The 14,926-nt window shown below is 66.6% G+C and carries 13 protein-coding genes and 1 tRNA gene; 7 read left to right on the plus strand and 7 right to left on the minus strand.

The annotated features are described in order from the left end of the window. Positions 1-14: 14 nt before the first annotated feature. Together PGN37_RS00645 and PGN37_RS00650 are read right to left on the minus strand one after the other, a co-directional pair. Positions 15-1,427: a dihydrolipoyl dehydrogenase family protein gene (locus PGN37_RS00645; protein WP_335329089.1), complete on the minus strand. Its 1,413-nt coding sequence runs from the start codon at positions 1,425-1,427 to the stop codon at positions 15-17. Then, on the minus strand, positions 1,424-2,089 hold the full coding sequence (locus tag PGN37_RS00650; protein ID WP_335329090.1) for a TetR/AcrR family transcriptional regulator: 666 nt from the start codon (positions 2,087-2,089) through the stop codon (positions 1,424-1,426). Before PGN37_RS00650 ends, PGN37_RS00645 begins: the two co-directional genes overlap by 4 nt. A gap of 123 nt (positions 2,090-2,212) precedes the next feature. Between PGN37_RS00650 and PGN37_RS00655 the strand changes: the two genes are divergently transcribed. Then, positions 2,213-3,364, plus strand: coding sequence for a molybdopterin-dependent oxidoreductase (locus tag PGN37_RS00655; RefSeq protein ID WP_335329091.1), 1,152 nt, complete (start codon positions 2,213-2,215; stop codon positions 3,362-3,364). After that, a complete protein-coding gene (locus PGN37_RS00660; protein ID WP_335329092.1) occupies positions 3,364-3,822 on the plus strand; it encodes a hypothetical protein in 459 nt (152 codons plus the stop codon). Before PGN37_RS00655 ends, PGN37_RS00660 begins: the two co-directional genes overlap by 1 nt. Here PGN37_RS00660 and PGN37_RS00665 read toward each other — a convergent pair. The 3 genes from PGN37_RS00665 to PGN37_RS00675 all read right to left on the minus strand — a co-directional run bounded on the left by PGN37_RS00665 (position 3,812) and on the right by PGN37_RS00675 (position 7,759). After that, positions 3,812-4,762 carry a carbon-nitrogen hydrolase family protein gene (locus PGN37_RS00665; protein ID WP_335329093.1) on the minus strand — a complete coding sequence of 317 codons (951 nt, stop codon included), beginning with the start codon at positions 4,760-4,762 and terminating at the stop codon, positions 3,812-3,814. The two genes, PGN37_RS00660 and PGN37_RS00665, sit on opposite strands and share 11 nt — an antisense overlap. A gap of 13 nt (positions 4,763-4,775) precedes the next feature. Then, on the minus strand, positions 4,776-6,110 hold the full coding sequence (gene hisD, locus PGN37_RS00670; protein WP_335329094.1) for a histidinol dehydrogenase: 1,335 nt from the start codon (positions 6,108-6,110) through the stop codon (positions 4,776-4,778). Between the two features lie 158 nt (positions 6,111-6,268). Continuing rightward, positions 6,269-7,759 (minus strand): APC family permease, encoded by a 1,491-nt coding sequence (locus PGN37_RS00675; protein ID WP_335329095.1) that lies wholly within the window; start codon positions 7,757-7,759, stop codon positions 6,269-6,271. 109 nt (positions 7,760-7,868) lie between these two features. Here PGN37_RS00675 and PGN37_RS00680 point away from each other — a divergent pair, with 109 nt between their 5' ends. Further along, on the plus strand, positions 7,869-8,768 hold the full coding sequence (locus PGN37_RS00680; RefSeq protein WP_335329096.1) for a LysR family transcriptional regulator: 900 nt from the start codon (positions 7,869-7,871) through the stop codon (positions 8,766-8,768). 103 nt (positions 8,769-8,871) lie between these two features. Further along, on the plus strand, positions 8,872-9,513 hold the full coding sequence (locus PGN37_RS00685; protein WP_335329097.1) for a GntR family transcriptional regulator: 642 nt from the start codon (positions 8,872-8,874) through the stop codon (positions 9,511-9,513). Here the strand turns inward: PGN37_RS00685 and PGN37_RS00690 are convergent. Beyond that, on the minus strand, positions 9,485-10,822 hold the full coding sequence (locus tag PGN37_RS00690; RefSeq protein WP_335329098.1) for an MFS transporter: 1,338 nt from the start codon (positions 10,820-10,822) through the stop codon (positions 9,485-9,487). The two genes, PGN37_RS00685 and PGN37_RS00690, sit on opposite strands and share 29 nt — an antisense overlap. 132 nt (positions 10,823-10,954) lie before the next feature. On the opposite strand from PGN37_RS00690, the gene PGN37_RS00695 reads away from it, so the two are divergent. After that, a complete protein-coding gene (locus tag PGN37_RS00695; protein WP_335329099.1) occupies positions 10,955-11,629 on the plus strand; it encodes a DUF2848 domain-containing protein in 675 nt (224 codons plus the stop codon). A 52-nt stretch (positions 11,630-11,681) separates the two neighbouring features. Here the strand turns inward: PGN37_RS00695 and PGN37_RS00700 are convergent. Then, positions 11,682-11,757 (minus strand) — tRNA-Arg (locus PGN37_RS00700). A 101-nt stretch (positions 11,758-11,858) separates the two neighbouring features. Between PGN37_RS00700 and argS the strand changes: the two genes are divergently transcribed. Further along, positions 11,859-13,511, plus strand: coding sequence for an arginine--tRNA ligase (gene argS / locus PGN37_RS00705; protein WP_335329100.1), 1,653 nt, complete (start codon positions 11,859-11,861; stop codon positions 13,509-13,511). Positions 13,512-13,546: 35 nt separating this feature from the next. Further along, entirely contained in the window at positions 13,547-14,926 is a 1,380-nt protein-coding gene (gene lysA, locus PGN37_RS00710) for a diaminopimelate decarboxylase (protein ID WP_335329216.1), read from the plus strand.

The raw sequence follows: 14,926 nt of genomic DNA on the forward strand, positions 1-14,926 counted from the left end.
GTGGCGGCGCGCGATCAGCCGACGAGGAGTGGGTTCCAGACCTGGCTCAGCGAGGGATGGGGAGCCACGACGTGCCGCAGCACTGACAGCGGAACCTCGCCGACCACGGCGACGGTCGCCCCGTGGACCAAGTCGGCCACATTCGGTCCGACGAAGGTGGCGCCGAGAAGCGTGTCGCGCTCGGCGTCGATCACCAGCTTCGCCTCGGCTTCGAAGCCGTCACGCAGAATCAGGAGCTCCCCGAGTCCACCAGGGTAGGTCGCGTGTCGGGTGGTGACCTCGAATCCTGCTGCGCGCGCGTCGGCTTCGGTGTATCCGACTTCCACCACCTGGGGGTCGGTGAAAACGATCTGCGGCAGGTGGCCGGTGTCCCGTGCGGACAAACCTGAGGCGTCCAGCGAGACACCCCGCGCACGGCTGGCCACGACATCGGCCACGATGCCGGCGTGATACTGCGACAGATGCGAGAGAAGCGCACGACCTGTCGTGTCCCCGATCGCATACAGCCAGTCACCGTCGACACCGAGAGCCGTCAGGTGATCGTCGACAGCGACGAACTCGTCGTTCCGAAGGCCCACGGTCTCCAGGCCCATGTTCCCGGTGTTGACCGAACGTCCGGTCGCGACAAGGATTTTGTCCGCTTCGAGATGCGAGTCGGTGGTGCCGACCGTGACACGGCCGGAGTTGCTCCGGGCAACCGATGTCACCGATGTGTCGCAGCGGACGTCGACGCCGCGTTCCTTCAGCGCGTGCGCAACACGCTCGCCGACGAAGGGTTCGGAGCCCCGCAGTAGGTTCGAGCCACGAGCCACCAGGGTGACCTCGCTCCCGAGCCCGGAGAGGATGGTCGCGCTTTCCACGCCCACGACTCCGCCTCCGAGGACGACGGTTCTGGAGGGGACGCGCGTCATCGTCGCGAGCTCGCGATTGGTCCACGGTGCAGCAGAGGCCAGTCCGTCGATGTCAGGGATGAAGGGTCGTGTCCCGGTGGCGAGAATGACGGCGTGCTCGGCGTGAAGCCGCCGCTCGTGCTCGGTGTTGTCGCTCACCACCACCGTGCGGTCGCCGTCCAGACGGCCTCGACCGCGAATCACGTCGATGCCGGCTTCCCTCAGGCCGGCAACGATGTCCCGATCCACGAGGTGGTCGATGACGGCGTCCCGCTTACGAAAGACCGCTTCCACATCCACGGTCTGGCTTGCCAGCACCTCACGCACGCCGGGCACGGCCTTCGCGAGTTCGAGAATCTCGATCGGTCGGATGAGAGTCTTCGTGGGATTGCATGCCCAGTAATGACATTCGCCACCGACCAATCGATCCTCGACCAGGGCGACGGCGAGCCCGTGGCTTGTCAGACGGAGAGCTGCGGTGACGCCGCCGGGGCCACCGCCTATCACCACCGCATCGAAGTGCTCGATCTCACTCACGGATTGCCTCCAAACACGTTTCCCGCGGTCTTCTGCCTTCCTGTTCTTCTGTCCGGTGGCGGGGGGCTGGAAAGTGCCGCGGAGGTGACACCGTGGAGAGCGCGTCGCAACGGAGCCACCTCGCCGCTGGCGCCCGCAAGCAGCACGCCGCCCTGGTAGGCCGCGAGCAGGGCTGAGGCAAGAGTGTCGGCGTTCGAGCTCTCGGTCAGACCGCCCTGGTCGGCCACGCGTTGGAGTCCAGCCGCCAGTAGCTGTTCCCACCGTGCGAAGCCAGACACCAGCGCGCGCCGTGCGGCGACGTCTGTGTCATCGAGTTGGTGGACCAGAGACCCGATCGGGCAGCGAATCGACGGTTCAGATGCGGCGTGAAAGGCGACGACATCGTCGCACCAGGCCTGCACGTCTGCCGCTGTCGACATCGACTCGAGAGTCGGTGACAGCTCGCCGACGACGCGGTCGACCTGGCAGGCAACGACTTCGGCGACGAGGTCGGCCTTGTCGACGAAGAAATGGTAGAGCTGACTGCGCCCGACGCCCGCCGCCGCGCCGATCTCGTCCAAGGTCGTCGATCGAACGCCTTTGGTGCCGAAGAGATCACACGCCGCATCGAGAACACGCGTCACGGTCGCGCGACCGCGGTCCGTCGTCGGTGTCACCCTCACGACAGCCTCCCTGTAGTGCTGATCACGAGATTCTGTACTACAGAGTACATTGACTGTATCGGATAGTACAGTTCAGTCTGGTGCCGGCTCTTCTGCAGGTCGGCGGCGAAAGTGGGAAACGACATGTCTTCAGACACCAGCGCCCCAGTGCAGCCGGATGCGCGGGGCTTCTCCAGCGCCCGCAGTACGGCGGTGACCGTCCGCGTCGGGGTGTGGCTCGGGGTGGCCGTCACAGTGTGTATGGCGACGGGATTGATCAGCCACCTCGTGCAGCATCCACAGCCGTGGTTCTGGTGGCCGACGCGGCCGGTGGGGCTCTACCGCATCACCCAGGGGCTGCACGTGATCAGTGGAATCGCGGCGATCCCCTCGCTGGTGGTCAAGCTGTGGTCGGTGTGGCCCAAGCTCTTCGCCCGCCCCGTGATCGGAGGTCTGACCCGCCAGCTCGAGCGACTGTCCATCCTCGTGCTCGTCGGCTCGATGATCTTCCAGCTCAGCACGGGACTGCTGAACATCGCACAGTGGTATGTCTTCGGATTCTTCTTCCCTCCAGCGCATTTCGCGATGGCCTGGGTCGCCCTGGGGGCCATTGTGGTGCACGTCGGCGTCAAGCTGCCGGTGATCCGACGCGCATTGGGCGAGCCGCTCGATGCTGCGGACGTCGCCGGCGGCGGCTCCGTCGGGCCGAACCGCCGCAACGTTCTGATCGGCGCGGCCGCGGCCACCGCGCTCGCGACTGTGGCGACCGCCGGTCAGACGGTGCCGTGGCTGAAGCGACTTTCTGTGCTCGCCCCTCGCTCTGGGGATGGCCCGCAGGGTGTTCCCGTCAACCGAACCGCGCTCGCAGCCGGTGTCTCACGGGCGGCCCGATCGCCGGATTACCGGTTGACGGTCATTGGTCCGAGCGCGTCGCGTAGCTTTTCGCTGGCCGAACTGCGCGCCATGCCGCAGTCGACCCGCGAGTTGCCGATCGCCTGCGTCGAGGGATGGAGCGTCAACGCGGAGTGGACCGGGATCGTGCTCGCCGATCTCATTGCGACAGTGGGTGGCTCGCCGGACTCCGACGTTCGGATGATCTCGCTTGAACCCCCGGGCCCCTACTCGCGCACCACTCTGCCCGCGCGGCACACCCGTGACTCGGCCACGCTGATCGCCCTGCAGCTCAACGGACAGCAACTCGACCTCGATCACGGGTATCCCTGCCGGCTCATCGCGCCCACGAGACCCGGCGTCTTGCAGACGAAGTGGCTGACTCGACTCGAGGTGGTCGGCTGATGAGCGGGAAGGAAGAAGCGGCGACAGCTGTGACGAGAGCACTGCGGGCGGGCCTCGTGGCGGCCGGGCTCGTCAGCGTGGCTTACGGAGCGTGGCTGCTCGTGGATCTGAACACCACCGCCCTCATCCGCATCGCGGTATGGATTGCTGTCGGCGTGGTGATCCATGACTTCGTTTTCGCTCCGGTCACCGCGGCGCTGGGCTACACAGGGCGCCGCTGGCTCGGGCGACGCTGGTGGCCGGCGGTCGCCGTCGCCGCGACGTGCTCGGTCACCCTAGTCCTGCTCGCCGTTCCGGTCTTCGACACACCGGGCGCCAAACCCGACAACTCCACTGTTCTCGACCGCGACTATCCGCTCGGGCTCAGCCTGTCACTGGCGGTGGTGTGGGCGTGTGTACCGGTCTACGTCGCGGTCTCCGCCATGGTGCGGCGGCGCCGACACGTGGTCAGTCAGTGAAGGTCGTGAGGGTCTGCCGTCGGCGGTCGACGATGAGCCTGGTCACGTCCGGGCGGCCGTAATGCCCTGCGGGATCGAAGTTCTGGCGCTCGCGGCGGACCTGGTCGTGATCCAGCGTCGCAACCGTCAAGCCCTCGGTGTCGGCGGTCGGCGCGACGACCCAGCTCCCGTCGGGAGCGGCGATGCACGTTCCTCCACTGCTGATCTGTTCATCGCTCGCCGCGCGCATCATGTCGGCACCAGGCATGAAGTCCGGAATGTGCTCGCGGCGAAGCACTCCGGAGACGGAGACCATGTAGGACCGTGACTCGAGGGCGATGAATCGGGTGATGTCGGCGGTGTCAGAGACGTCGCCGGGCCACAGGGCGACGTGTAGATCTTCACCCTGGGAGTACAGCGCCGTGCGCGACAACGGCATCCAGTTCTCCCAGCAGTTCAGGGAACCCAGGGTGAACGGTGCCAGGTCATGTGTCACCAGGCCGTGGCCGTCGCCGTTCGCCCAGCTCAAGCGCTCTTCATAGGTGGGGGTGAGCTTTCGGTGCACCGAGGCGATGTCGCCGCCCGCGTCGATGGTGACGGCCGAGCAGTAGATGCTGTGGCCGCCGCGATCGGCGGGCCGCTCCGCGACACCGAGCACGACTGTCGTGCCATTGCGCCGGGCGGCCTGGCGTACGCCGTCGAGATGGCCGGCCTCGATCTGCACGGCTTCCTTGAGGTAGAGCGAGTGAATGTCGCGTTGCAGGTCGGAATTGAACTTCGCCCCATCGGTGCGCCCGAGCCAGAACGGGTAGCCGGGCACGACTGTTTCGCCGAAAGCGACCAGACGGCATCCGCTCTCACCGGCCTCGTCGATGTATCGCTCGACCTTCTCGAGAGTCGCCGCGCGGTCGAGGAACACGGGTGCCATCTGAACGGCACCGACGACCAGAGTCTGCTCCATGTCAGCCATCCTCCTACTCCGCTCTCACGGTGTCGGCGTAAAGGGCCAGACGTCGCGTCGCGGTGGCGCTGTGGGCCGCCATTCCCTCGGAATCGGAGATGACCTGGACGGCGTTGGCCACCTCAGGCGTCGCCTCCCGGGTGACCCGCTGATACGTCAGCGGCTTGAGGTAGCGCGATACCGAGAGTCCGGCGCTGTGTTTGGCGCCGCCGGCCGTCGGCAGTACGTGGTTGGTGCCCGCCATACCCTTGTCGGAGTAAGCGACTGTGCTCCACGGACCGAGGAAGATCGATCCGTAGTTCTGTAACCGGTCGTGATACCAACCGTCGTCGGCGGTGATGACCTCCAGGTGCTCCGGTGCGAGATCGTCCATCAATAGTGCGGCGGTCTCGCGGTCGTCGGCGACCGTCACCACGCCGAAGTCTCGCCAGGCGGGGCCGGCGATCGGCTCGGTCGACAGGCTCTCAAGCTGACGTTCCACCGCGGCGATCACCTCTCGGCCGTGGTGCTCCGATGTGGTGACGAGGGCTGCAGGCGAATTCGTGCCGTGCTCGGCCTGCCCCAGCAGATCTGCGGCGACCATCTCTGGGTCGGCGGTCTCGTCGGACAGCACGGCCACCTCTGACGGACCGGCCAGCAGGTCGATTGCCACCGTGCCGAAGAGCTGCCGCTTGGCCTCGGCGACGTAGGCGTTGCCCGCGCCCACGAGCATGTCGACGGGGAGCTCGCCGAGGAGGCCGAACGCCATGGCCGCCAGAGCTTGCACACCCCCGAGGACGAAGACGCGGTCGACGCCGGAAAGATGCGCGGCGTAGACGACTGCGTCGTTGGCGCTGCCGTCGGGTTGTGGCGGTGTGCACGCGACAACGGTCGACACGCCCGCCACCTTCGCCACACCTACCGTCATGAATGCCGATGCGGTCAGAGGGAAGCGGCCCGCGGGCAGGTAGGCGCCCACGCGCGCCACTGGGACGTAGCGGACTCCCGTCACCAGTCCCGGGCACAGCTCGGTCTCGAATCCGACCAGATGCGAACGTTGTTCGCGCGCGAACGATCGGGTGCGCTGCGAGCCGAGCTCGATGGCCTCTCTGAGGCCCCGCGGCAGACGGTCGCCGCTTGCTGAGACCTGGCGCGCCGACAGTTCGAGATCATCCCGGTCGTCGTGGTCGAGCGCCCGGCTGAAGTCGCGGACAGCGTCGAGGCCCCGGGCATCGATGTCGCGCAGCATGGTTGTCACCGTGTCGATCACAGCCGGGTCGCGCTGCGCGGCGGGAGCGTCGACGAGAGGTCGTTTGAGGTGCCGGTACTTGCCCTGTACGCGGTTGAGGAGAGGAGTCGAGTAACGCATGACCTCACGGTAGGCACTCGGAATCCATGCGACCAGACGGTGATTTCCGAGGCTTATCAAAGGTTTTCGCTATGGCCAGGAGTCGCTGGACGTCGGGAAACGCGTCGAGACCAAGACCCGATGTGGGCCTTGGTCTCGACGGTGGTTCGGTGTGGCTGTCAGGGCATCGCTGCCGTCGAGTCTCGCCGTTCGGCAGTTGCGAGGGCGTACTCGGGCCCGGCGTCTGACCGCGCGATGCGTGCTCTCAGTGGGGTGAGCCACCAGATGCCGGCCAGTCCCATCGTCACCACGAACACGATTGCGTTGGCTCGGAAGTCGGGGAGGAACAGCAGCGCCGACATCACCGATCCGAACACCACCAAGCCGAGGACGTACACCGGCAATCGCATCCGGCCGAGGTCGAAGACCCCCGTGACACCCTGGGGTATCCGCTGACGCGCGTTGGCGACGATGAGTCCCGATGTCGTGAGCAGGTACACCGCGAAGAATCCGAGGGCTGACATGCCGATGATGTAGGAGAAGGTCTGTTCGTTCGCGAGCGCCGACAGCAGCAGCGCGAGCGAGACGAGCCCCGTCGCCCACACTGCATTCGTCGGCACCTTGTGCGTCGCGGAGACTCGCCGCAGCAACCGCGAACCGGGCAGCATGTTGTCCCGCCCCAGCGCATACACCAGTCGTGTCGCGACGAGCATGCTCGCGAGCACGCACACGAGAATGTTCGTCAGTGCCAACGCGATGACCAGCTTTGAGAACCACGGTGACACCTGCTGGGCGAACAGATCGGTGATCGGAGACGCGCTGTCGGACAGCGCTTCTGGGTCTTTGATGACGAGGAGGAAGACGATGTACATGAAGAACTCGATGGTCGAGGCCACCCCCAGGGCGAGGAACATCGTGCGCGGAATCGTGCGGCGCGCGTTCTTGGTCTCCTCCGCGACGTCGGCGGCCGCCTCGACGCCGAGCAGTCCGAAGATGCATCCGAGGCTGGCCGTCAGCCACACGATCACGTAGGGCGAGCTGTATTCTCCTGCGGGGCCGGCGGTGAAGAGGAACTCGATGCCCTGGTGTTCATCGGAGACGAAGAACGCGACGATGGCGATGAAGGCCGTCGCGCCGACTGTCACGACCAGTTCCAGAGCGACGCCGATGTTGTTGAGCATCGTGGCGAGCCGCACGCCGTAGACATTGATCAGCACGCACAGCAGCACGACAGCGATAGAGGTGAAAATCTGCGCGGGCGTGCTCATCTCGATGCCGAGAAGGCTGCCGATGTACCCCGCCATCACGAACGCGACGCCGGTGAATCCGCTGATGAACCCCACAGCCCCCGCAAAACCGGTGAACCACCCCAGGTGAGGGCTGACCAGACGGCTGGTCCATTGGTACGCGTATCCGGCGAGGGGCAGTTTGACCACCAGGTCGGCGGCGATCAGCGCCCATACGAAGAAGACGGCGACCGCGAGGGGAAAGGTCCACACGAACGCCGGCCCGGCGGTGTTGAGTCCGAATCCGAACCCGGAGAACACCGCCGTGGTGGCGCTGATGACGGAGAACCCGAGGAAGAACGACGAGACACCACCTACCGATCGGCTCAGCTTCTGGGTGTAGCCCAACTCGCCGAGTTGTCGGTCCTCCTCTGAGGTGTCCATCGCGGTCCTCCTGTGTCGCTGGGTCGCGGTCTCACGGTGAGTCGAGCGTATGAACGACTGAATCAGAGGACAACCTTGTGAATTCTGAGGGCTGATATAGCGTTTGACTATGTCGCTGTCGCTGATTCAGCTACGGGTGTTTCTCACGGCGGCGCAATGCGGCTCGTTCACCGCTGCCGCCAAGGAGCTGCACATGTCGCAACCGACGGTGTCAGAGACCATCCGTCGTATCGAACAGCAGTACGGCACACCGCTTTTCGTCCGTGGTGCGCGTCGGCTCACCCTGACGGCCCCGGGTGAGGAACTGCTGCCCCTCGCCGAGCAGACACTGGCGTCGGCCGACGGCGCCGACAGGGCCTTGAAGGCGGTAACCGGTCTCCAGGGTGGAATCGCGTCGATCGGCCTGTTGCGCAACGCAAAGTACTACGCGATGGCTGACCTGCTGACGTCGTTCCACGCCCGCTACCCCCACGTGCGCCTGCGCGTCATCGGCGTGAATTCGGCGGATGTCGCCGACCTGGTTCGCGATGGTGGTCTCGAAGCCGGGCTGGTGGTCCTGCCCGTCGACACCAGTGATCTCTCGGTGACGCCGTTGCTGAGGGACGAGGTGGTGTTCGCGACGTCGTATCCGTGGCGTCGCGGATCCGTGTCCATCGAGGACATGGCGGAGGCGAAGCTCGTTCTCTACGACGCGCACGCGGGATGGCGCGATCCCACTCGTCGACAGCTGGCGGAACGGGCGCTGCTGCGGGGCCTCGCTCTCGAGCCGGTGATCGAGGTCGAGCAAGTGGACACTGCCCTCGATCTCGTCGCCGCAGGCGCGGGGGAGACCATCGTGTCTAGGGCCGTCGCGTCCTCCGCGATTGCGCCGCCCGGGGTCAGGTTTCTGCCGCTGGAGGAGCCGCTCTACGACACGGTCGCGCTCATTCAGAAGGAGTCGGCGATCCTCTCGCCTGCGACGAAAGAATTGGCGCGGCTGGCGCGCGAGACGCTGGCATCGTGGGCGTAGGAAATCCCGTCGATCCGCAGCGCGGGTCCATGACTCGGCACGCGTCGCCACACGTCACCGATCAGCGGGCCAATCCTCACTATCGATGAGGTATACATGCGGTATGCAACCCCTCTCGGGCCGCGACCGAGCGTATGCGTACCTGCGCGACCAGGTGCTCAGCTCGCCTGCCGCAACGGGAACGTTTCTCAACGAACAGCAGCTCGCTACTCAGATCGGGGTGTCCCGCACCCCGGTCCGGGAAGCGCTGCTGACGTTGCAGGCCGAGGGGCTTGTCGAAATGGTGCCCAAGCGGGGGGTGTTCGTGCCCGCGATGTCCGGCCGCCAGATCACCGAGTTGATGGATCTGCGCGGGGCGCTGGAGCGCCATGCGGCGTCGACCAGCTTGCGTGCCCACAGGGCGCCGGTAGCTCAGATGGAGTCCACGCTGCTCGATCAGTCTCAGCTGTGCGCCTCCGATGATGACGGTGCCGCGCAGCGGTTCATCGAACTGGACACGCGGTTCCACCAGGTCCTCGTCGACGCTGCGGGCAGCGAGTTGCTGTCGCGTACCTACGCCGGGCTGCGTGCCCGGCAGCAGCGCGTCGGACTGACCGCGTTGCTGCACGGGCACGAGCGTCGCCGTGATGTCTGTTCTGAGCACCGCGGCATCGTCGACGCGCTGGCCGCCGGCGACGAGCACCAGGCTCACCGCGCCATCGACGAGCACCTGCGGATTACCCTGCAGATCCTGTTGCAGGCGTAGAGGTTTCGGCGATCTCCCGGTAGTGCTCCTCCTCGGAACTGTCGGGGTTGCGGCCAAGCGCCAATCCGATGACGGTGAGCACTCCCACCACCGCGATGTAACCGAAGATCGCGGGCCAGCCGCCGGTGGCGTCCAACAGGTAGGTGAACAGCAGCGGAGCGATGGCGCCGCCGAAGACCCCGGCGATGGTGTACGCCAGCGAGGCGCCCGTGGAGCGCAGCCGCACCGTGAACTGCTCGGTGACGAAGGCGGCCTGCGGGCCGTACATGAACGAGTGGAACGCCAAGCCGATCACCACGCCGAGCACCAGCAGAGGGAACGAGGCGGTGTCGATCAACAGGAAGAAGATCAGCGTCCAGATCACCCCGCCGACGGCGGCCACGCCGTAGACCAGCCGCCGGTTGAACCGGTCGGATACCGCGCCGGCCAGTGGGATGAGTCCGAGCTGGAACGCCGAGCCGATCAGGATGGCGATCAGCACCTGGCTGCGTTCCATGCCGAGCTCCAGCGTGCCGTAGGTGATGGAGAAGACCGTGAACAGCGCGTACATCACGTCCGGCGCGATGCGCGACAGGATGGCCGCGATCAGGGGTCGGGTCTGAGTGGTGAAGACGTCCTTGATGGGCGCCTCGGGCCGGTCGCCGCTTTCCTGCAGCGCCTTGAACACCGGGGTGTCCTCCAACTTGAGCCGGATCCACAGCCCGAAACCGATCAGAACTGCGGACAGCAGGAACGCGAGACGCCATCCCCAGTCCTCGAACTGCTCCTCGGAGAAGGCCAGTGTCAACCCGGCCAGGGCGCCGTTGGCCAACAGGTTGCCTGCGGGCGGGCCCACCTGGGCGGCTGAGGCCCAGAAGCCGCGTCGTCTCGGATCGCCGTACTCACTGGAGAGCAGCACCGCGCCACCCCATTCGCCCCCGACGGCGACGCCCTGTGCGAACCGCATGGCCACCAGCAGGATGGGCGCGGTGATGCCGATCGAGGCGTAGCTGGGGATGAGGCCGATGGCGAAGGTGGTGATACCGATCAGCAGCAGGGTGATCACCAGAAGCTGTTTGCGGCCGATGATGTCGCCGAGACGGCCGAACACGAACCCGCCAATGGGCCGCGCGACGTAGCCGACGGCGTAGGTGGAGAACGCCAGCAGCGTGCCCGTCAGCGGGTCGCTCTCGGGGAAGAACACCACCGGGAACACCAGTGCGGCGGCGGCGGAGTAGACCGCGAAGTCGTACCACTCGAGTGCCGTACCGGTGAGACTGGCGGCGAAAGCCTTGGTCAGGCTCTTTTTATCGGCTACGTGGGCCGTCATCGATCCAATCCTCTACGTGTGCGGGCCGCGCATCCTGCGGCCATGTGACGTACCATACTGTTCGTATACAACATGTATGCGGATCGATGGTCAAGCGGTGAAACGCAAAATTTACGAGAAGGAGCCAGCCCGATGCTGACGTTCGAACTGCCCGACGGATCCACGGTGACGGTGGAGCCCACCACGGTCCTCAACGCCGGATACGCAGGTCGTAACCAAGAAGAGGTGGCCGCGCACATCGCGGAACTGGCCGAGCTGGGCGTGCCTGCCCCGTCCGTCACACCAGCGCTATACCCCGTCTCGCCCTACCTGGCACAGCAGACCGACACCGTGCACACCCAACACGACCACACCTCGGGCGAGGCTGAGTGGGCGCTGGTGATCACCGACGACGAAGACGTCCTCCTGACGGTAGCGTGCGACCACACCGACCGCACCCTGGAAACCCACTCTGTGGCGTGGAGCAAGAACGCAGCCCCCGACGTGCTGGGCACCAAGGCGTGGCGCCTGCGCGACATCGCCGACCGGCTCGACGAGATCACCCTCAAAGCCTGGGTGGGCGCCGACGAGACGCTGATCCAGTCCGGCACGATGGCCGACCTGCTGGATCCCGACTACTGGGTCGGCGTCCTGCGCGAACGCGGCCTGTTCCGTCCCGGCACCGTGCTCTTGTCGGGCACCATCACCATGCTGCCCGAGGTGAATCAGTTCGCGGACGCGTGGAAAGTCGAATTGTCAGATCCGGCAACAGGATTCACCTCGACGTGTCAGTACCGCACCAAGGCGATGCCCGAGCCCATCGGCTAGGTCGAGGTTCGCTCGAGCAGACGTCGGGCGCATCGGGCGGTGATGCGAGTGTTGGTGCCCCCGGCAGGATTCGAACCTGCGGCCTTCTGCTCCGGAGGCAGACGCTCTATCCCCTGAGCTACGGGGGCGCATGATGACACTGCGCCGAATCGGGCGTGGCTAGCGTAGCGCATCGGCGCGGGGAAACGGATTCGGGGCAGAAGGGCCCCAGACCATAGGATGGTCCCTCGTGACCCCCGCCGATCTGGCCGAACTGCTCCGCAGCACCGCTGCCGCGGTGCTCGATGCGCACGGCCTCGACACCTCTGCACTGCCGGCCACCGTCACCGTGGAACGCCCCCGCAACCCCGAGCACGGCGACTACGCCACCAACCTGGCCCTGCAACTCGGCAAAAAGGTCGGCGCCAACCCTCGCGAGCTGGCCGGTTGGCTGGCCGCCGCGCTCATCGAACAGCCTGGCATCGCCGCCGCCGACGTCGCCGGGCCCGGGTTCGTGAACCTGCGCATCGAGGCTGCCGCCCAGAACGTGCTGGTCGGGGACGTGATCGCCGCGGGCGCCGGCTTCGGAACGTCTGCCGAGCTGGCCGGCCGCAGGGTCAATCTCGAGTTCGTCTCGGCCAACCCGACTGGCCCGATCCACATCGGCGGCACCCGCTGGGCCGCCGTCGGTGACGCGCTGGGCCGGCTGCTGACCACCCAGGGCGCCGAGGTGGTACGCGAGTACTACTTCAATGACCACGGTGCGCAGATCGACCGGTTCACTAATTCACTGATCGCCGCCGCCACGGGTGAGCCGACCCCGGAGGACGGCTACGCCGGCGCCTACATCGGCGACATCGCCGCGCAGATTCTCGCCAAGGAACCCGACGCGCTGAGCCTGCCCGACGAGCAGATGCGCGAGACATTCCGCGCCATCGGGGTCAACCTGATGTTCGACCACATCAAGGCCTCGCTGCACGAGTTCGGCACCGACTTCGACATCTACACCCACGAAGACTCGATGCACACTTCCGGCCGCGTCGACCAGGCCATCGCCAAGCTGCGCGAAACCGGCTCCATCTACGAGAAGGATGGTGCGACCTGGTTGCGCACCACCGACTACGGCGACGACAAGGACCGCGTCGTCATCAAGAGTGACGGGAACCCGGCCTACATCGCCGGTGACCTCGCCTACTTCCTGGACAAGCGGCAGCGCGGCTTCGACCTGTGCATCTACATGCTCGGTGCCGACCACCACGGCTACATCGCGCGACTCAAGGCTGCCGCGGCCGCACTCGGCGACGATCCCGACACCGTCGAGGTCCTCATCGGCCAGATGGTCAACCTGGTGCGCGACGGCCAGCCCGTCCGGATGAGCAAGCGCGCCGGAACCGTGATCACCCTCGACGACCTCGTCGAGGCGATCGGCGTGGACGCCGCGCGCTACGCGCTGATCCGCAGCTCTGTCGACACCCCGATCGACATCGACCTCGCGCTGTGGTCGTCGGCCTCGGCCGAAAACCCGGTCTACTACGTGCAATACGCGCACGCGCGGCTGTCCGCGCTGGCCCGCAACGCCGCCGACCTCGGCATCGCGCCCGACACGGCGCACCTGGATCTGCTGACCCACGACAAAGAGGGCACACTGATCCGCAACATCGGCGAGTTTCCCCGGGTGCTCGCCACCGCCGCAGCTCTGCGGGAACCGCACCGCGTCTCGCGCTACCTCGAGGACCTCGCCGGTGACTATCACCGCTTCTACGACTCCTGCCGGGTGCTGCCCCAGGGCGACGAGGAGCCCGGCGATCTGAACGCCGCGCGCCTGGCCCTCTGCGCCGCCACCCGCCAGGTGATCGCCAACGGCCTGACCATCCTCGGCGTCAGCGCGCCGGAGCGGATGTGATCGCCCACCCGGCCGGGCCCCGTCACGCTGAAGAGATTCACCACGCGGGCGCGCCGGCCCGGCCTCAGACCGCGGCAGACGTCGCTACGTTGGCGCCGAAAGTGTGGCCGCGCAACGCTGTTCGCGACGACTCCGGTGTCCTGACCATCGGTGGGGTGTCAGTCTCGGACATCGCCGCCGAGTACGGCACCCCGGTGTTCGTCGTCGACGAGGACGACTTCCGTTCTCGCTGCAGGGAGATCGCGGAAGCCTTCGGCGGTGGCGACCATGTCCGTTATGCGGCGAAGGCGTTCCTGTGCACCGAGATTGCCCGCTGGGTCGACGAGGAGGGTCTGTCCCTCGACGTCGCCAGCGGGGGTGAGCTCGCTGTCGCCCTGCGCGCCGGCTTCCCGGCCAATCGCATTGCGCTGCACGGCAACAACAAGTCGATTGCCGAGCTGACCGCGGCGGTGCAGGCCGGGATCGAGCACGTGGTGGTCGACTCGATGACCGAGATCGAACGGCTCGACGCGATCGCCGGTGCCGCCGGCGTCGTGCAGGACGTACTGATTCGCGTCACCGTCGGCGTGGAAGCCCACACCCACGAATTCATCTCCACCGCGCACGAGGACCAGAAGTTCGGGCTGTCGCTGGCCAGTGGGGCCGCGATGGCCGCGGTGCGGCGAGTGTTCGAGACCGACCACCTCCGCCTGGTCGGCCTGCACAGCCACATCGGCTCGCAGATCTTCGACGTCGCGGGATTCGAGCTCGCCGCACACCGGGTGATCGGGTTGCTGCGCGACGTGGTTGCCGAATTCGGTGTCGACAAGACCGCGCAGATGTCGATCGTCGACCTGGGGGGCGGGCTAGGCATCTCGTATCTCCCGTCGGACGATCCGCCGCCGATGGAGGACCTCGCCGCCAAGATCGGCGCCATCGTCGACAACGAATCCGCGGCCGTCGGGCTGCCCGCGCCCCGGCTCGTCGTCGAACCGGGACGGGCGATCGCCGGGCCGGGCACCATCACGGTCTACGAGGTCGGCACCGTCAAAGACGTCGCGATCGCGGCGGACCGGCAGCGCCGCTATGTCAGCGTCGACGGCGGGATGAGCGACAACATCCGCACCTCGCTCTATGGGGCCGAATACGACGTGCGGCTGGTCTCGCGCGCCACCGACGAGGCCCCGGTGCTCTCCCGGGTGGTCGGGAAACACTGCGAAAGCGGTGACATCGTGGTGCGTGACGCGTGGCTGCCCGGCGACGTGACCCCGGGTGACCTGCTCGGCGTGGCAGCCACCGGCGCATACTGCTATTCGATGTCGAGCCGATACAACCTGATCGGCCGACCGGCCGTGGTGGCCGTGCGCGACGGGCAGACCCGCCTGATCCTGCGCCGGGAAACGGTCGATGACTTGTTGAGTCTGGAAGTGAGGTGA

This window comes from Mycobacterium kyogaense (assembly GCF_036946525.1).
In the GTDB taxonomy this organism is placed as follows: domain Bacteria; phylum Actinomycetota; class Actinomycetes; order Mycobacteriales; family Mycobacteriaceae; genus Mycobacterium; species Mycobacterium kyogaense_A.